The organism is Pseudomonadota bacterium, assembly GCA_018823285.1.
GTDB lineage: Bacteria > Desulfobacterota > Desulfobulbia > Desulfobulbales > JAGXFP01 > JAHJIQ01.
The window spans coordinates 1-18396 of the sequence record JAHJIQ010000071.1; the positions used below are offsets into that span (position 1 = coordinate 1).

Genomic DNA, 18396 nt, shown 5'->3' on the forward strand with positions numbered 1-18396 from the left:
AAAAAAACCATAAACAAACCAATCATTCTTAATCGACATCTCCCAGATTAAGACCACAGATTAGATCTTTGACCAATCTAACCGACCAAGCGGGTTTGTTAAAATTATTTCGTGGCTCGGATCAATCCGGGCACGGGTTTTTGCTAGAAAAGGGCCTCCGTTTGACTTTTAACCGCTGGATATTAACAAGCTCAAGTCAATGGAAACCTGCTTCTTTTTTCAAACAAACAAAAAGTTTCACGTTATATGCTATCTGCTGCGGGGAGCTTTATTTATCGAAGAACTGGATTCCCGATTACTGCCTCGGGAATGACAAATTGGGATTTTTGCATGAGGCTCTTTCTCAAAGACAAAGTTCGTAACTTGTGCTTCTTCCCTTTCCGGGACATTTTTGCAGAATATGTTTTGCGACAAGATCACTTAAGTCTCGACTGGCTGTCACTTTACTGCATTTCGTCATTCCGGCATATTTTCTGGTTGTCATGCCTCCTGCAAATCTTTCTCCGGCATCCAGCAGCCGGTTGATTGCTTTCTGTTGTCTTGCATTGAGGGAAGTGTTCATATGTTGCTGCCAAAAATCAGCCTTCAGGGCAACTCTTTCAACGACCCATTCCGATTCATGGATGGCGGTTTTCAGGGTCTGAAGAAACCATTGAAGCCAATCGGTTATATCCAGTCCGTCTTTACCTGCAGACTCCAGAATACGATAATACCCTTTTCTGTCCATATTGATATGCTTGGAGAAGGAGGCAAGCTGCATGACTGCCGGATAGCTTTCCGCAAGTTGGTAATCGGTAATGGCTCTGCCGATTCGTCCGTTACCATCGTCAAAAGGATGAATCATAATAAACCACAAGTGAGTGATTCCTGCCTTGATCAGGGGCTCCTGTTCATTGTTGCTGTTGACCCAGAAGAGAAATTGATCCATCTCCTTGGCCAGGATTTCTTGTGGAGGAGCGATGTAATGAACCTTCTCCCTGCCGAGCGGGCCGGACACAATCCGCATTTCCTCTTCGCCGCGATAGCACCCGACCCGAATCTTTGTCAGCCCTGAATAGCCGGAAGGAAACAGGGCTGCCTGCCAGCCGCAAAGTCTTTCTTCAGTTAATGGCCGACGCTGCCTGCTTCGGGCATCAAGCAGCACGGAAACAAGGCCGTCCGCCCGGGCGTCCCACTCCGGGCAATCTCCCGTCAGACCAAGTCGCCTGCGGATCGATGCCCGAACTGAACTGCGGCGAAGGACTTCTCCCTCGATGGCAGATGTTTCCATGGCATCATCCGCCAGCACCTGCTCCTGAACGGTCATCTGTTCTTCGTTGTTCAGGGTACGATAGATGATATCCAATCTGCCGGCCAGTCGAGAAACAGCGACTATGTCTGCAAGCAAAACCTTAGCATCATACGAAAACGCTGGCCAGTTGCGGTGTTGCCATATCCAATGATTCGTTTGCATGCGCTAATCGTATCAATTTGTATATGAATACACAAGATAATCGTATCCTGTTTTTGATGGTGATATGGAGAGGGACGATCTTGGAGAGGGACGATCTTAGGTTATTCATTATCTCAACGATCCTCCCTCTAACGGATCATCTGCTATAGCAATGTGGGTTGATTTATCGCCTCTACGCAGCGAAGGGGTCACGAAGGGCGAAGGGCGTCAAGCATCCTCCATCCGAGCCAGGGTTGGTGCGACATCGAAGACGCTGATGACCTCGACCCCGCTGCGTTGCTGATTCTCCGCTCCGGCGTAGACCAGGATCTGGCCAAGATTGTGCTCCGGAAAAAACTTGGCAAAAGTTCGCAGGCCCTTGAAGTAATCGGCCGAAATACTTTCCCCGGCCTTGATCTCAATGGGCAGCACCTGATGACCGACCGTGTAGAGCAGATCCACTTCATTGCCGGTGCTGTCGCGGAAGAAGAAAAGATTGCTCCTCTTGCCGCTGTTGTAACGGTATTTCAGAAATTCCATGACGACCAGATTCTCGTAGAAGTGCCCCTTGAGGGGGTGGCTGGAAAGGTGGATGGCTTCCTCGACTCCGCACAACCAGGCGGCCAGGCCGGCGTCGTAAAAATAGAGCTTCGGTGACTTGATCAACCTTTTGCCGATATTGGCATGGTAGGGCGGCAGCAGGAAAACGATGTAACTCGCCTCCAACACGGTCAGCCACTGACGCGCGGTACTATGGGATATGCCTGTATCGTTGGCCAGGCTGTGCAGATTCAGGATCTGTCCCACCCGTCCGGCGCAGAGCCGCACGAATTTCTGGAACAGCCCCAGGTTATGGACGTTGACCAACTGCCGCAAGTCCCTTTCGACATAGGTCTCGAAATAATCGCCCAGGGCCTGACTGGGAGGAATGTCCTGATCGTATATCCTGGGATAGAACCCCCGGTGCAGCAACTCGTTGATCCCCAGCTTCGGATAATACGGCAGGAGTTCTTCGACGCTGAAGGGCAGCAATTTCAAGAGCGCCGTCCGCCCGGCCAGGGATTGGCTGATCGAGTGCAGCAACTCAAACTGCTGGCTTCCGGTCAGGATGAAGAATCCGTTTTCCGTAAGCTCGTCGGCCCGGACCTGGATAAACGAAAGAAGTTCCGGGGCACGCTGGATCTCGTCCAGAACGACCCCGCCCCGGAACTGATTCAGGAATCCCACCGGGTCGTCGGTGGCGTATTCCCGAGTCAACGGGTTTTCCAGATTGACGTAAGCCTTGTCGGCGAAAACCTCCCGGGCCAAGGTGGTCTTGCCGGACTGGCGCGGCCCGGTGATGGTCACCACCGGATACCTGGTAGCGATGAACTTGGCGTAATCGGCTAATTTTCTGGGAATCATTCGGGCACCTTGCAAATTGACGATTTAATCTTCATTTTGCAAAATAGCGGTCGCCCGCCAGGTTGTCAAGCCATTTGCCCGGTAAAAAAAGCGGAAGGTGGCGGACCGTCGTCAAATTCCTCAAGACACAATCCGTCGCTTCCTGCAGATTTCTCACCGCTTCCTCGATGGTCTCCCCCTGGCTGGCCGTTCCCACTTTTGGGCATTCCGCCACATAGAGAGTCTCTTCTTTAGGCACGACTGCGGTAAATGTGCGCATCGGCTCACCTTGGACACCGACAGGCTGTTGCGAATTCCGGACCAAATTCCAAAATGGGCTTAACTGGTGGGCATATCGACCGGCAGAGCTCCCATTTTCAAGCCCAGATCCCGTCCCGCAACCCCATTTTTATTTTGAGAAGCACAATTTTCTTGAACATGACCATGGAAATGACTATGGTTTCATTGGGACTAAATTTTGTCGCCCTCGCAAAAAGCCGCTGGAACGACGGACAGTGCCTACTCATCAATTGATGTATCGTTAGCCCAGTTGGTTGGTCGATTTTGACTTTTTGCGAAATCATCAATTTTCGCGGTACGGCAAAGAAAAGAGAAATCAAGGATTCAATATGCAAACAATCAAGGCCTCAGTTTTTAAGGCAAAGTGTCTGGCCATTATGGATCAGGTCAACCAGTCCGGGGAGGAAGTCGTCATCACCAAGAACGGCAAGCCTGTTTCGCGGCTGGTGCCGTTTCGCACCCCGTCAAAGAGTCTTTTCGGCCTGCATCGCGGAGTCGTTTCCAGTAGCGACAATCTGATTGAACCGTTGGGTATTGCCTGGGATGCCGAGAAATGATCCTGATAGATACCCATGTTCTGATCTGGCTGGACGAAGGAACCGGCAACCTGGGAGAAAAGTCCCGTGTTCTCATTGATCAGGCCCTGCAGGAAGGAAAACTGACCATATCGGCTATCAGTTTCTGGGAAATCGCCATGCTGGTCCAGAAGAAACGGGTTCAAATCAAGATGGACCTGCAGGCTTGGCGGCTGAACCTGCTCGAACAAGGCTTAATCGAAATCCCGATCCACGGTGCTATTGCCCTCCACGCCGGTCAGTTGCTGGACTTTCATGGTGACCCGGCCGACCGGATCATTGTGGCGACCGCCATGGAAAATCCGGCCACCCTTATAACCGCCGACGAAAAGATTCTGAACTGGGCCAAACCGCTCAGCACCTTTGATGCCCGAGAATGACCGCACCAGTGATGATCGCAAGACCCATTAGATCGAACTGGGAATGCCGACCACTAAATGAGCGCTGCTTGCAGAATCAACACCTTCCCTTTTTACTCATTATTCACGGCAGAAAGCTGACAGAAGTGTGGTCAGGAAACGGATAATTCGTTCAACCGAAGGGATATGCAGCCGCTCTCTTGGGGAGTGAGGGTTCTCGATGGTCGGGCCGAGGGAGATCATGTCCATCTCTGGTGCAACAGCGCCGATGAGGCCGCATTCGAGACCGGCGTGAATGACTTCGACCTTCGGCTCCCGGTCGAAAAGTTTCCGATAGACACCTTTGCTGCGGGAGAGAAGTTCGGAGTTAAAATCCGGCCGCCAGCCGGGGTACCCTGTGGAGGTGGTGATTGATGCCCCAGCCCTTTCTGATAAATCCTCAAGCTTTGCGGCGACCAGGCGTAAGCCCTCTTCCCGGTCGCTGCGCTGACTGAAGAGCAGCGCCACGCCCCCTTCCTTTTCCCTGATCGTGGCAAGGTTCACCGAGGTTTCCACCAGGCCGGGAACTTCAGCAGACATCGCAATCACTCCGTGCGGAGAGGCGGCGAGCAGTTTACAGGTAGCGGCTGAAGAGGCTTTTGCATAGACAGCTTTGGGCAGTGAAGAAAGATTCTCACAGGTGATCGCGAGCCCCGGCTCGTTTGGGTAACTGCCACGCACGCTCTCGGCAAGTCTTTTGATCTCTTCTCCTGCCACTTCTGCCGGACCGGAAATGGCGAGAACCACCCGCGCCTCGCGGGGGATGGCGTTGTGGGCGCTGCCGCCGGAGATCGAGGCGAGCAAAAACTCCATCTCCCCGGCAAGACCGTTCAGAAGTTGCGCCAGCACGACAATCGCATTTGCCCGCTGTTGATTGATATCGACCCCGGAATGACCACCGGCAAGTCCCTGGACCTTGATTGAAATAAAAGTTGAATCGCCGGGAGCCGGTTCATGTTCAATCGGCAGAATTATCTCGCTGTCCCGGCCGCCGGCGCAGCCGACGGTAAACACGCCCTCATCTTCCGAATCGAGGTTGATCAGGATTCGGCCGGAAAAAAAGTCCGGAGTCAGGGCGGATGCGCCGGTGAGACCGGTTTCTTCATCGACGGTAAAAAGAAGCTCCAGGGGCGGACGGATTGCTTCTTTATCGACGGCAACGGCCATGGCGATGGCGAGGCCGATGCCATTGTCGGCGCCAAGAGTCGTCCCGCGCGCCTTCAGCCAGTCGCCCTCCGTGAAAAGGCGGATCGGATCCTTACTGAAATCGTGATTGCTTCCTTCGTTTTTTTCACAGACCATATCCATATGGCCCTGCAGGATGATCGTGTCCTTTCTCTCGAAACCGGCGCTTGCCGGCACCCTGATCAAGAGGTTGCCGACCCGATCGATCCGGTATTCATAACCCTGCCCAACCGCCCAGTCGCAGAAAAAAGATCTGACCCGCTCTTCCGCTCCGGAACAGCGCGGCACTGCGCTGATCTCTGCAAAATAATCAAGTGCCGTATGAAATAAATCCATCCTTTCAGAGACCATGATCATTCCGCAAATAATTCCTGCAGCACTCTGAGGGTTTTTGCCCGTGCACTTTTACTGATAACGCCTAATTTCTTTACGAGCCTTTCTTTGTCTATCGTGCGGATTTGGTCGAGAATTATCTGTCCACTCCTGCCCTGAAACGAACATGGTATTCTGGTCGGGTAACTCCTTCCTTTTGTTGTCATGGGGGCAATAATCATCGTAGAGATATTACGATTCATCTCGTCAGGTGAAATAACGAGGCAAGGTCTTGTTTTTTTGATCTCGTGACCAACCGTTGGGTCAAGATTGACAAGGAATACGTCAAAACGATTTATTTCCATTCCCATTCTTCCTCGCCCCATTTTGTTTCAGGACTTTCGATCAATTTATCGTCTCCATTTCGGGTCATTGTTTTAAATGCTTTTTCCCAATTTTGGCGAGGATGACTTGCTGATTTGATTATGAGTTCGTTGTCGTGGACTTCGAGTTCCACTTCTTGATTAAACCCACATTGTTTAATAATTGGTTTTGGAATGCGCAATCCTTGGGAATTGCCGATTTTTATTATTGCCGCTTTCATTTCACCACCTCGCAAATATTATTTATACCCACATTGTAATTACCGACGGCAATTTATGTCAAATGTATTTTTTAGAGCAATCGAGATGGAATGACCGGTTTCCCGACCGCTGGTCCTTTTCACAGACCATATGTATTATCAACATCGTCGTCGCCTGGCATCTGTGCCGCTCTCGAACGCTCACGGATTCAGGGATATCCATTTGGTCCTGGAGGATGATCGTGTCCCGCATGGGTAAAAAAAAGGGACATGCAGCAAATACATATCCCTTTTCTCGCGAATCTCTATCAGGCCGCCTCTTTCGGACACTGCATTTCCGGGGAGATTTTATCCCCCTTCAGATCATTCTCGAACAGGGCCGAGCCACGGCGCATGGCGCAGAAATCCCCGCACATGGTGCAGGTCTGGCTATCAGACGGAGTGCGGCTGGCCCGCACTTCTTTGGCCTTTTCCGGGAACATCAATAAACTCATGTGATCGTCCCAGCGCATGTCGCGGCGGGCAAGCGCCACCTGCTTCTCATGCTCACGCCGGTCAGGGTATTTCGCGATATCGCCGATCCGGGCGGCAAGCCGGGTGGCCCGCACCCCTTCACGAACATCAGATTCATTGGGCAGGGCCAGGTGTTCGGCCGGGGTGATGTAGCAGATCAGATCCGCGCCGTAGCGGGCGGAGTTGGCCGCGCCGATCGCGGCGGTGATATGGTCGTACCCGGCGCCACTGTCGGCCGGTAACGGGCCGAGCACATAATAGGGGGCGTTGCCGCTCATCCGTTTTTCCAGCATGATATTGCCCTCGATCTCATCAAGCGGCACATGGCCCGGGCCCTCCACCATCATCTGGCAGCCCATCTCGCGCCCCAGTTCGGCAAGCTCGCAGTTAATGATCATCTCGGCCATCTGGGCCCGGTCGTGGCTGTCGTGGATCGCGCCTGCGCGAATGCCGTTCCCGAGCGACAACACCGCGTCATATTTCTTCATCAGCCCGCAGACCCGATCAAACTGCTCATAGAGCGGGTTTTCCCGGTTATTGTTCTCCATCCAGGAGACCATGAAGGTGCCGCCCTTGGAGACCAGCCCGCCGTAGCGATAGCCCTGCTTGCGCAGCCGCTCGATACTGAAACGGTTGATCCCGCAATGGATGGCCATGAACGACATGCCGTCTTCAAGCTGCCGCTCAATCAGTTCAAACAGATACTCGGGATCGAGCTTGTCCGAGTTTTTGTACTTCTTCGCCGCATCATGAAAGGCCTGGTACAGGGGCACGTTGCCCACCGGCAGATTGCAGCACGCCAGGACCTCCCGCCGAACCAGATCGAGATCGCCGCCGGTGGATAGCTCCATCAGGGTATCCGCCTTTTCCTCCTCGGCAATCCGCGCCTTTCTTTTCTCCAGTTCAATGTCATAGATATCCGACGAGGTGCCGATGGAGGCGTTAACCTTGGTCCGCAACCCCCGGCCGATCCCCACCACCTTCTGCTGCGGCCGGTTCGGGTTATTGGGAATCACGATTTCCCCCAGGGCCAGTCGGGCCCGGATCACTTCCGGTTCAAACCCTTCCTCTGTTGCGACGCGGGTCATCTGTGCGGTGATCACGCCATCACGGGCCAGCTCAAGCTGTGTCTTCATTGCCTTCTCCTTTCTTTTTCTCTCCGGGGCATAAAAAAATCCGCACCGGCACACAATGCCGATGCGGATCACTTGGGCTAAGCCACCGAAATTATTAATATATTTCCCTGGCAGGTCTTCTGACTCCCGGATCAACCCGATACCGCGCCTTCCCGTCTTTCGACAGTGACATGATGCGATACCGGTCCCCGATTACAGCGCCGGCCCAACGCTCCCGATTCGCACGGGATTCCCTTTTCACCAGGCAAACAGCCCGGCACCAGAGCAGGTTAAAACAGTTTTAAGTAAGGGGAGCCGGTAGGCGTCCCGCTCGACTTGGTTGCAAACGAATCTTTTATCTTACATATGATGTTCAGCATAAACGTCGAGAAGACGACGAATCATCTTTTGATATTGAGTATGATGCTTTTTGGCTTCTTTTTTGAAAAAGTCGATACTGGTTTTACTCAGCGTAATAGTGATTTTGACATTGTCTTCTTTAAACACCAATTCTTCTGGTGATGGCAAAAAGTCATCAACAACTCGAATTTCGCCTAATGGTTCGTCAGTGTAATTAATTTTTCTTTTTGTTTTGGTCGCCATAAATTTTCCTCCCTTTACGCCAATACCCGGCACCAATGATGCGTATTTTGTTGTCCCGATATGTGAAGCGCACTGTGATAACACCTTCTCCCACCTGGCCAAAACAGTAGTATCTTTTTTCATCTTGGCTGTGGGATATGTCTTCTGCAATTACACGATGTGTATCGGCAAACGCACATTGGGCAAGTTCGAATGAAACCCCATGCTTTTCTTGGTTATCTTGATTCTTGGATTTATCCCACTCGAACGTTACCTTTTTCATGATTTGATTGTAGCAGCACAATGGGTGAAATGGCAATATGTAAATATGGCATATTTTATGGCTTATCGACCGCTAGCTACATCCACAATGACAACATGTGCCAAGGTTATCAAAACACCAATCCCCACTCACCCTGAGCTTGTCGAAGGAACATCATTGCTTACAGAATAATCAACCGGACCCCGAGCAAAATCACTGCCACGAAAGCCGTGGTCAAAATCATCAGCGCGTTGGCCTGGTCGATATGAAACGGTTCCGGCCGGTTCAGGGCATCACCGAGGGTCGGTTTTTTCACAATTTTCCCGAAATAGGAGGAGATCCCGCCAAGCTGGATCCCGAGCGCCCCGGCCATCGGGGCCTCACTCTGCCCTGAATTGGGACTCGCATGCCGGTTCCGGTCCCGCCGGAAAATCCGCCAGGCATTCGGTGCCGACAACCGGCAGAACCGGGCGGCAACAACCATCACGATCCCGGTCAACCTTGCCGGCAGCCGGTTGGCGAGATCGTCCAGCCTCGCCGCCGCCCAGCCGAAATGGAGATACCGCTCATTCTTGTAGCCGAAGGTGGAGTCCAGGGTGTTGATCGCCTTGTAAACCAGAGCCCCGACCGGGCCTGCGACAACCGCCCAGAAGAGGGGCGCCGTCACCCCATCCACCGTGTTCTCCGCCACACTCTCCACCGTCGCCCTGACCACTTCACCTTCATCCAGAGTCATGGTATCCCGGCCGACGATCATCCCGACCCGCAGCCTCGCCTCTGCCAGATCACCTTTCTGCAAAGCGTCATGGACATCATTACTATGAGTGATCAGATCCCGGGCGGCAAAACAGGTATAGAGGATCAGGATCGAAACCATATCCACCGCCCGCGGGTGATACCTCCCGGCCAAATGGATCAGCCACCAGCCCGCCGAACCGCTGATCGAGAGAACAGCAAGCACGGTCGCAATTCCCGCCGTCTTTTCGTGGGGGATAATCTCCCGGAAGAAACCCTCACTCTTCATGGCCAGCCAGCCGATCATCCGCACCGGATGCGGTAGCCAACGGGGGTCACCCAACAGCGAATCCAGCAGCAGGGCCAGGACGATCTGTAACTCAAGGCTCATTCCGTGCCACCCCTGTCATTGCGAGCAAAGCGAAGCAATCTTTTCCCTGCGAATCGATCAATGGATTGCTTCGTCGATACTCTCCTCGCAATGACAAAATCGAAAAATATTGGGTCGGCAAAATGAAAGATCATCTCAACCCCAGAATCCGGTAGATTTTTTTCATATCCATCCCCTCCCGGACCACCGCGGCCAGACGGTCAAAGGCCGGTTCCAGATCGTAGGGGGCAACCACCGTTCCAAGGGGCTGCAGACAGCGGGAACTGCGCAGCATATCGATAAACCAGCGCCGGAAAGGATCGTCATCGAAAATGCCGTGCAGATAGCTGCCCCAGATCCGGCCATCCGGCGAGACGGCGCCGTCCGTACCGCCGCCATCGAACCGCAGGGCGCTCGCCAGCGTTGAACTGGTCCGGCCATGATGGATTTCATAGCCATGGACTTTCAGATGTGACGGCAAATGCAGGGCGGTCTGCCGGGTCAGGGTCTTTTCGGGGGCCAGGGTGGTGATCACTTCCAGGAGGCCAAGGCCGTCAATCTCTCCACCGTCGGATTCAATCTTATGGGGGTCGCCGATCTTTGTCCCCAGCATCTGGAAGCCGCCGCAGATCCCGATGATATCGAGGGTCCTTTCCCCGGCCAGAGCAGTGATCCGGTCGGCGAGCCCGCTTTTCCGGAGGTAGGCGAGATCGCTGATCACGTTCTTGCTGCCCGGCAGGATCAGGGCGGAAAGTTCAGGAGAGGACGCCACCAGTTCCGAAGCGGTGCGGATGATCCGGAGATGGACATCCGGCTCGGCCAGAAACGGTTCGACGTCGGTAAAATTGGAGATATGGGGGAGATCGATCAGGCCGATCGTCACATGGTCGCCAGAGGGTTTCACCTGATCGTAGAGCCCCCCCTTGAAGCTCACCGAATCCTCTTCCGGCAGGCCGAGATTCCTGACATACGGCACCGTGCCCAAGACCGGCCTGCCGGTGAATTCCTCGGTATAGCGGAAGGCGTCATCAAGGAGTGACTCCAGCCCCCGGAACCGGTTCACCACGAACCCTGCGATCAGCTTCCGCTCCCACTCGGCCATCACTTCCATGGTGCCGATAAAGGAGGCAAAGACCCCGCCCCGGTCGATGTCGCCCACCAGCAGCACCGGCGAACCGGCGTGACGGGCCATGCCCATGTTGACGATATCGTGCTTTTTCAGATTGACCTCGGCCGGGCTCCCCGCCCCTTCCAGAATGATGAGGTCATGCTCCGCCGCCAGGGAATCGTAGGCCGCATGGGCGGCCACTCTCGCCTCATTTTTATAGCGGATATAGTTATCTGCCTTCATATTGCCGATGGGAAATCCGTTGACGATCACCTGGCAGCCGACATCGGATGACGGTTTCAGAAGCACCGGGTTCATCCGCACATCCGGGTCGAGCCGGCACGCCTGGGCCTGGACCACCTGGGCGCGGCCCATCTCCTCGCCCTTTCTGGTGACAAAGGAGTTTAGCGACATGTTCTGCGCCTTGAAAGGCGCAACGTTGTATCCATCCTGGAGAAAGATCCGGCAGAGGGCCGCGGTGAGCACCGATTTGCCGGCGTTCGACGAGGTGCCCTGCAGCATCAGGGCCGGAGTTCCGCGGGCTTTTTTGCCCACCTGCCTCCCCGGCACAAGTTCTCCGGTCAACGCTGCGCAGAGTCGGTCGTTATCTTCCCGACTTCTGACTGCAACCCGAAAGTAGGTATCATCGAGTCCGGAAAAATTTTCACAGACCCGAATCGCGATCCGGTGATTTTTCAGCAGACGATCGGCCAATTCCTGAGCGGTCCTCTCTGCCTGCAACCTGATCAGCAGAAAATTCGCATCCCCTTTTACAGCACTTAAACAATTGATATTATTAATATTAACAAAAAGCTCGTTGCGCCGTTCCTCGATAAAACCGCGGCTCGCCGCTCCATATTCCGGATCGCCGACAATCTTTTCCCCGACCGCCTGGGCGATTCCATTCACCGTCCAAGGCAGGATCTGTTCACGAAGGCGGGCCGCAACCTCCGGGGCTGCCACCGCAAAACCGAGCCGCAGCCCGGGAATGGCATAAAACTTGGTGAGGGAACGGAAAACGATCAGGTTCGGAACCATCTTTTTTGAGATCAGACCGCTTTCACCCTCGATAAATTCATAAAACGACTCGTCCACCGCAAAGTATATTCCGGGAAATTTGTCGACGAGCTCCAGGAGATCGCGATGGGCAAAGGAAACCCCGGTCGGGTTGTTCGGCCGGCCGAGAAAAACGAGGTCGCCGTTCTGGATCGATCCGGCAAGGGCGGCAAAATCCACCCGAAACCCGTCTTCAGCAACGAGGGGCAGACTGAGAACTTTGAGCCCGGCAAGTTCGGCCGCCCGCCGGTAATCGGAATACGACGGGACCGGGACCACCGCCCGTTTCACATCGAGTGCCCGCGGCAGGGCATAGATAATTTCGGTGGAGCCGTTGGCGGCAAGGAGCTGATCCTTCTCCACACCAAGGATTCCAGCAAGATGCGCCAACAGACTCCCGGCATGAGGATCGGGATAACAGGCCAGATTCCCGACACTGCGGCTGATGATCTGCCGGAGTTCTTCCGGCGGGCCAAGGGGATTGATGGAGGCGCTGAAATCAAGGATTTCATCGACAGCGCACCCGGCTTTACAAGCCAGGGCCCGAAGATTTCCGCCATGTGCGGCCAGGTGATTCGTCTCTTTCACTGAAATCGTCATCGTATCTAAAGGCAGACGAAAATCGCGGCAAAAGCCGCCTCGGAAAATTCACAGGCCGCGCCAAGGGTATCGCCGGTAGCGCCGCCGATCTTGAGATGGACATAATAGGATAACACCAGCAGCAGAACCATCGCATCAGCGGCAGCCAAAAGCCCGGTTGTCCCGGCGATAAACCACCCCGCCAGAAACAGGAGCGCCAGGGCCCAGAGCAGATGCTCAATCCTCTTCCGGCCATACATAACGGTCGCCAGACCACCGTCGGGCCGGGCATAGGGCAGAAGGTTCATCATCAGGATGATCCCGGCCCGCCCGGCAACCGGCATGATACAAACTATTTTCCACAGCTCTCCGGAAGAAACCACCATCAGAGAGGAAACCTTGACGGCCAGTACAAAAAAAATGGCGATCACCCCCATGGCGCCGATATGGCTGTCCCGCATGATCTCAAGGATTCTCTCCCGGGGCCGGGAACTGAAAAACCCGTCGCCGCAATCGGCAACCCCGTCGAGATGCAGACAGCCCGAGAAAACGGCGAGCAGGGCAACCGCGAGAACTGCCGCCAGAGAAGCGGGCATCAGCGGTGCCACCAGATACAACAACCCGCCGGAAATCAAACCGATCAGAAGCCCGACCACCGGAAACCAGACCAGACTTCCGGCAAGATCGTCGGTTTCGACCCCGATTTTTCCCGGCACAGGCAGCACCGTCAAAAAACGAATGGCCGCAAACAGACCTTTTATGCACTTGAAATTATTCATAAAAACAATCATTGGCAGCGGCCAGGTAAAGCTGAGTTGAGCAGCTTGTCTGCTCGTACGAAACTTATACCCGAAGGGTGAAAAAAGTTGATATACAAGGAGCAGTGGCGTTGTGAAAGCGCAGGCATACTTCAGTATGTCGAGCATTTCACATACCCGATGCGACGCAGCAGATCGGCTTTTTACAACGCCGCTGCTATTTATCCGCTCCGGAGACCATTGCCTCTTCAAAGGTCGCCACATCGGTCAGGACCCTTCTCGCCGCCTCCACGATATTCATGGCCAGCGCGCCTCCGGTGCCCTCGCCAAGTCTCAGGTTCAGATCGAGAAGGGGCTCGAGCCCGAGATGCGTGTGCATGACCCGATGGCCCTGTTCAACGCTGCGGTGCGAGGCAATCATATATTCACGGCAGGCAGGAGCCAAACTGTGGGCAATGAGCGCCCCGGCGGTGGAGATAAAACCGTCCACCAGCACCGGTTTTTTGCAGGCTGCGCAGCCGAGGATCACTCCTGCAATGCCGCCGATCTCAAAGCCGCCGACCTTGGCCAGCACATCAAGGCCATCACTCGCATCCGGCCTGTTCACCGCGAGGGACTGTTCGATTACCTTGATCTTGTGGTCCAGCTGGGCGTCATCCAGGCCGGTGCCCCGGCCGGTGACATCTGCCACCGAAGTGCCTGTAATGATTGAAACAATTGCCGTACTCGGGGTGGTATTGCCGATCCCCATATCACCGGTGCCGAAGAGGTCGATCTCATTTTCCATGCTTCTCACGACTTCGATCCCGGCCTCGATGGCGGCCCTCGCCTGCTCCCTGGTCATGGCCGGGCCTTTCGCCATATTGGCCGTGCCGGGCGCAACCTTCTTGTCGATGACCAATCCCTTTTTCGTCATGGCGCTGATATCTGCGGCGACACCCAGATCCACCACCTTCACCTCGGCTCCCACCTGCCGGGCCAGGGCATTGATCCCGGCCCCGCCATTCACGAAATTGCCGACCATCTGGGGGGTCACCTCCTGCGGGAACTTGCTGACTCCCTCGGCAACCACCCCGTGGTCGCCCGCCAGCACGAGCACCGCCTTGCGGGCGACCGGCGGAGTCATGGATCGGGTCATCCCGGCCAGATCGAGGGCCAGGTCCATCAGACGGCCAAGGGCCCAGTGCGGCATGGTCAGCTGGTCGAGACGGGCTTTGGCTTTGTCCCGCCAGGTCTGGTCCTGACCGGTGATTGATTGTATCGTTTCGTCAAGCAGACTCATCTTTTCTCCTTTACAGTCATTGGTATGCCGCAGGTCACTAGAACCACTTTATCGGCCACAGCTGCGACCTCCTGGTTGCAGCGGCCGACCAGATCACGATAGCGGCGGGCAAGCAGATTTTCCGGGACGATTCCCATCCCCACCTCGTTGGTGACCAGAATCACCACTCCCGGTCTGATCACCGCCGCTTCCAGAATCCCGCGAACTCTCTCTTTGAGCGCCTCATCATCAAGACTGTTGCCGGCATCGGTGAACAGGAGATTATTGATCCAGAGGGTCAGGCAATCGATCAGGACCACTTCGTACTCACGGTTCCCGTTCAGAACACCCTGCAGATCGACGGTCTCCTCGATGGTCTGCCAGCCGCAATCCTCCCGGTCGAACCGGTGCCGCTCGATCCGCTGCTGCATCTCATCATCGGTAACCGGACAGGTGGCGACGAAGAGCCTTTTCCCTTTCCGCTTCTCGGCAAGCTGCTGGGCATGGCGGCTCTTGCCGCTACGCGCCCCACCGGTTATCAGAATAATTTCAGCCACTTACATCCCCCTTAAAGATTAAGACCCGACAACACCCCACCCTCGGGGAACATATCAATCACCGTCAGACGGGCCGGTTTCACATCGAACAACAGATAGTTTTGCGGGTGCATCCGCAAAAGATGGCAGATCATCGCCCGGATGACCCCGCCGTGGGCAACAACCAGCACCACATTCTTTTCCAGTGAAGCCAGCCGGTCGGCAACCCGGTGGACCCTTTTCAGGAAATCCTTCACCGCTTCCCCTTCCGGAAAGGTGAAATCGGGAGACCACGCCGACCAGCGCCGGACCAGTTCGGAATCCACCTCGGTTATCTCCTCGAAAGACTTTCCTTCCCATCGCCCGAAATCAATCTCCCGCAGATCAGGCTCGATCATCATCTTGCCGGTCAGCCGATCCTGATGCATCAGCTCCAGAGTCTTTCTCGCCCGGCTCAGAGGACTGCAGAAAACAAGATCGGGCTTCTCCCCGGCGATCACCCCGGCCAGACGGGAAGCCTGTTCAGGTGCATCCGGCCCGAGAGCGACCTCGGAAGCGCCTATGAATTTCCCATAGAACTCAGGAGATGTTGCACAATGTCTGACCAGCAACAGTTTTTTCGCCATAACGTTTCATACTCGGAAGAATTTCGACCACAAAAAAAGCGCCCGCGGATCGAACTTACACATTCGCTCCGGGGACGCCCTGTTATCCTCGAAAAAGTTGACTCTCTCCTTGTCCACGGGAGATTGGTCAAAAACTTTCAGGCAGGTCTTCTGACTTCCGGATCATTCCTCCACCGCACCTTCCCATCTCAAAAGATAGTGGCATAAGCGGCTTCGGTCCCCGGTCACAGCGGCGGGCCCGTCCCGGATTTTCCACCGGGTTCCCTTTTAAGCTCTTTCGAGCGCCTGAAAGATCCTTCTTACAAAATTTTCAGATGTCGGTCAAGGCATCAGAAGCAGCATGAATCGCAGGACCGATAGAAACCGACTCATTTACAGTTGCAGCCCCTCTCTTCCGGTCCAGTACTTTCCTGACCACACGACAGACCTGGCGATGGTCCATCGGTTTGAGAAAAAAATAATCGACACCCATTCCCCACATTTTCTCCAGAAACAGTTCTCTCGTCCCAGTAAGAAAAAGACTGATAGAAGGGATGTAGGTAACGAGGAGCAGGGCCACGATCATCACCGCCATCCACGTGACATAAATCTGGCGACATTAGACATAAATCTCGACATAAATATGGCGACATGACATAAATATGGCGACATAATATTAATTCTTTTTCGGACGTCCCGCTTTACCAGGATGTATGACATAAATATGGCGACATAATATTAATTCTTTTTCGGACGTCCCGCTTTACCAGGATGTAAAACCCTGCTGACAATCCTTTCTGCTTTTGCTATGAATCCTTCACCGCCTGCTGGGCGACCTGTCCGAGTGTTAAGCCTGAGCTCTTCGATGTCCTTGTCGTTTCCTGATAAATACAACCGCCAATCATCTATCTCCTTCAGCAAATCACTATCTGTAACAAGCACATCTTCATTCTTGATCCCGACATGATACGCTGCGCTTGACCACTCATACTCCCAAGCATGTTTGACCATTTTTGCCCGGACTGGATTTCTTTCTACATAACGGACTGCAGATATCAAATATGAACCATCTAGAGGACAGGAAAAAAATCTGCCCTGAAAGAGATAGCCTCTTACTTTCTCACGGAAATTGATCCGGCGGGTATATAGTCTGTGAGCTTCTCCGATCGCTCTTGCCAAACCTGTTTCATCTTCAGGGATGGCTACCAGATGAACATGATTCGTCATCAGACAATATGAGATAAATTTCACCCCAAAGCGTTCGCCCTGCTCCCTTTGCAAACGAAGATACTCATCCCGGTCATCATCAGTGAAAAACACCGGCATGGATCGAACACCCCGTTGGGTTATGTGGTGGGGATAGCCAGGAAGGACTACTCGTGCTATGCGTGTCATCAAGGTACTCTAACAACTGAGAGAGAAACCAACAAGATTAATTAGTATTATGTCACCAGATTTTAGTATTATGTCACCATATTTTACCGGATTAGATTTTAGATTAATTAGTATTATGTCACCATATTTTACCGGATTCGTTGCTGACCTAAATCACCTTTAAACCAAACAAGCCGGCATAATTTTTGGCTTTAGTGTCAGAAGCAGATTTGAGCTCAGTCTCATACAAAACAATATTTTTCCGTTCATCTGTTTTATGTATCAAGGAAACAACAAAAACACTTTTCGGTACAGATGAAGCATCCTCAATTATTGGATTAAAGGTCGAACGATTTTCTTCATTAATCTTTAGCCCTTGATAGTCACTCAACCTTTCTCTCCATTTGTAGACAATTATAAATAAAACTTCTTTGCACCATGTAATGTTTTCACTATCGAATTTGATACGGTATTTAGTCGATACGTTAAGTATCCCATGAATAAATAGAAACAATGAAAGCAGGATTGCAACAAATCCAAAACCAAACACAACCATACGATCCATACCAAATGCACTGTTTTTACTCTTAACCATGATGATTATCAACATCTGCGGAAAACAGTACAAAACTACTAAAGAGAATAATATTGCAACAAACTCCTTGAGTCTTCTATTGCTCCATGAGTATTCAAAAGGCAGCTTATTGATTACCAACCTTCTTTCCAGCAATGGAGAGAATATCATAACCTTATTTTTCACTAGTGATTCACACTAAGCATTCTTTTATCGCAACATCCTTAACTTTTTCTAAAATTTTCTTCATTGCCATTTTTATAAAAATTGAAGCTACTGGATTCACCATTAGTGACCCAAGAAACGGTACAAAAATAAATGAGCACCATATGACAGCTAAGCTAAGAGTCATAAAACCAATTATAGCTAACTTCACACATGTTCGCTGGCTTTCAGTCAAATTTCCTTTCAAAATTTCATAAATATCACATACACCTTTAACAATTGTCACAAAAGTGCCCAGAATACCTGACAGGCTTTTCCCTATCGTGAATTTTGCTATATTCCCTGTTAAATATAAATTTACTAAATATAGCTTATACGTAGTTTGAGCTAGTACAATACCACCATTCAACCCACCACTGACCATGTACACCCCGCCGCCGGTGTCCGTGTCAAAGGCGATGTAGCCGCAGCCGGTCCAGCCGTTGAAATCGATATTGGTTTTGGAAACGGTTACCTCCTTACCGGCATTGACCGCATTGATGATATCGGTGATCGTATCCGTATCCAACTGGAGCTGCGGCAAAACGGTGTTGCGGTTGGCGGAGGTGATGGTGTAGAACCGGGGTCAGGCTTGC

The 18396-nt window shown here is 52.9% G+C and carries 20 protein-coding genes, 1 pseudogene and 2 riboswitches; of the genes and pseudogenes, 2 read left to right on the forward strand and 19 right to left on the reverse strand.

Annotation, left to right across the window (positions count from 1 at the left end; all coding sequences use genetic code 11):
- Positions 1-343: 343 nt before the first annotated feature.
- The 3 genes and pseudogenes from KKG35_15415 to KKG35_15425 form a co-directional block, all read right to left on the reverse strand.
- A complete protein-coding gene (locus tag KKG35_15415; GenBank protein MBU1739517.1) occupies positions 344-1453 on the reverse strand; it encodes a Fic family protein in 1110 nt (369 codons plus the stop codon).
- A gap of 207 nt (positions 1454-1660) precedes the next feature.
- Positions 1661-2836: an ATP-binding protein gene (locus tag KKG35_15420; GenBank protein MBU1739518.1), complete on the reverse strand. Its 1176-nt coding sequence runs from the start codon at positions 2834-2836 to the stop codon at positions 1661-1663.
- Between the two features lie 130 nt (positions 2837-2966).
- Positions 2967-3095, reverse strand: a pseudogene (locus KKG35_15425) (type II toxin-antitoxin system HicB family antitoxin).
- 349 nt (positions 3096-3444) lie between these two features.
- Here KKG35_15425 and KKG35_15430 point away from each other — a divergent pair.
- A complete protein-coding gene (locus KKG35_15430) occupies positions 3445-3672 on the forward strand; it encodes a type II toxin-antitoxin system Phd/YefM family antitoxin (protein ID MBU1739519.1) in 228 nt (75 codons plus the stop codon).
- The gene (locus tag KKG35_15435) at positions 3669-4070 is read left to right on the forward strand and encodes a type II toxin-antitoxin system VapC family toxin (protein MBU1739520.1); all 402 of its coding nucleotides are present in this window, start codon (positions 3669-3671) and stop codon (positions 4068-4070) included. The genes KKG35_15430 and KKG35_15435 overlap by 4 nt, the downstream gene beginning before the upstream one ends.
- A 99-nt stretch (positions 4071-4169) precedes the next feature.
- On the opposite strand, the gene KKG35_15440 is transcribed toward KKG35_15435, so the two are convergent.
- The 16 genes from KKG35_15440 to KKG35_15515 form a co-directional block, all read right to left on the reverse strand.
- Positions 4170-5609 (reverse strand): aminoacyl-histidine dipeptidase, encoded by a 1440-nt coding sequence (locus tag KKG35_15440; GenBank protein ID MBU1739521.1) that lies wholly within the window; start codon positions 5607-5609, stop codon positions 4170-4172.
- A 17-nt stretch (positions 5610-5626) separates the two neighbouring features.
- The gene (locus KKG35_15445) at positions 5627-5956 is read right to left on the reverse strand and encodes a type II toxin-antitoxin system PemK/MazF family toxin (protein ID MBU1739522.1); all 330 of its coding nucleotides are present in this window, start codon (positions 5954-5956) and stop codon (positions 5627-5629) included.
- Positions 5941-6189 (reverse strand): AbrB/MazE/SpoVT family DNA-binding domain-containing protein, encoded by a 249-nt coding sequence (locus tag KKG35_15450; protein MBU1739523.1) that lies wholly within the window; start codon positions 6187-6189, stop codon positions 5941-5943. Before KKG35_15450 ends, KKG35_15445 begins: the two co-directional genes overlap by 16 nt.
- Before the next feature lie 287 nt (positions 6190-6476).
- Complete coding sequence (gene thiC / locus KKG35_15455) at positions 6477-7817, reverse strand: phosphomethylpyrimidine synthase ThiC (GenBank protein ID MBU1739524.1); 1341 nt, start codon at positions 7815-7817, stop codon at positions 6477-6479.
- Positions 7818-7908: 91 nt separating this feature from the next.
- Positions 7909-8096, reverse strand: a riboswitch (cobalamin riboswitch).
- A 60-nt stretch (positions 8097-8156) separates the two neighbouring features.
- Positions 8157-8399, reverse strand: coding sequence for a CopG family transcriptional regulator (locus KKG35_15460; protein MBU1739525.1), 243 nt, complete (start codon positions 8397-8399; stop codon positions 8157-8159).
- Positions 8371-8661, reverse strand: coding sequence for a BrnT family toxin (locus tag KKG35_15465; GenBank protein MBU1739526.1), 291 nt, complete (start codon positions 8659-8661; stop codon positions 8371-8373). Before KKG35_15465 ends, KKG35_15460 begins: the two co-directional genes overlap by 29 nt.
- 160 nt (positions 8662-8821) lie before the next feature.
- Positions 8822-9766 (reverse strand): adenosylcobinamide-phosphate synthase CbiB, encoded by a 945-nt coding sequence (gene cbiB / locus KKG35_15470; protein MBU1739527.1) that lies wholly within the window; start codon positions 9764-9766, stop codon positions 8822-8824.
- A gap of 130 nt (positions 9767-9896) precedes the next feature.
- Positions 9897-12509: a cobyric acid synthase gene (locus KKG35_15475; protein MBU1739528.1), complete on the reverse strand. Its 2613-nt coding sequence runs from the start codon at positions 12507-12509 to the stop codon at positions 9897-9899.
- Between the two features lie 5 nt (positions 12510-12514).
- Positions 12515-13267, reverse strand: coding sequence for an adenosylcobinamide-GDP ribazoletransferase (gene cobS / locus KKG35_15480; GenBank protein ID MBU1739529.1), 753 nt, complete (start codon positions 13265-13267; stop codon positions 12515-12517).
- Positions 13268-13463: 196 nt separating this feature from the next.
- Positions 13464-14528, reverse strand: coding sequence for a nicotinate-nucleotide--dimethylbenzimidazole phosphoribosyltransferase (gene cobT, locus KKG35_15485; GenBank protein ID MBU1739530.1), 1065 nt, complete (start codon positions 14526-14528; stop codon positions 13464-13466).
- Positions 14525-15064 (reverse strand): bifunctional adenosylcobinamide kinase/adenosylcobinamide-phosphate guanylyltransferase, encoded by a 540-nt coding sequence (cobU, locus tag KKG35_15490; GenBank protein MBU1739531.1) that lies wholly within the window; start codon positions 15062-15064, stop codon positions 14525-14527. Before cobU ends, cobT begins: the two co-directional genes overlap by 4 nt.
- 11 nt (positions 15065-15075) lie before the next feature.
- Positions 15076-15669 carry a histidine phosphatase family protein gene (locus KKG35_15495; GenBank protein ID MBU1739532.1) on the reverse strand — a complete coding sequence of 198 codons (594 nt, stop codon included), beginning with the start codon at positions 15667-15669 and terminating at the stop codon, positions 15076-15078.
- Between the two features lie 122 nt (positions 15670-15791).
- Positions 15792-15973: riboswitch (cobalamin riboswitch) on the reverse strand.
- A 6-nt stretch (positions 15974-15979) separates the two neighbouring features.
- Entirely contained in the window at positions 15980-16243 is a 264-nt protein-coding gene (locus KKG35_15500) for a hypothetical protein (GenBank protein ID MBU1739533.1), read from the reverse strand.
- A 143-nt stretch (positions 16244-16386) separates the two neighbouring features.
- Complete coding sequence (locus KKG35_15505) at positions 16387-17043, reverse strand: transposase (protein ID MBU1739534.1); 657 nt, start codon at positions 17041-17043, stop codon at positions 16387-16389.
- Between the two features lie 148 nt (positions 17044-17191).
- Positions 17192-17782 (reverse strand): hypothetical protein, encoded by a 591-nt coding sequence (locus KKG35_15510; GenBank protein ID MBU1739535.1) that lies wholly within the window; start codon positions 17780-17782, stop codon positions 17192-17194.
- 7 nt (positions 17783-17789) lie between these two features.
- Positions 17790-18329, reverse strand: a complete 540-nt coding sequence (locus tag KKG35_15515) for a hypothetical protein (GenBank protein MBU1739536.1) — start codon at positions 18327-18329, stop codon at positions 17790-17792.
- Between the last annotated feature and the right edge of the window lie 67 nt (positions 18330-18396).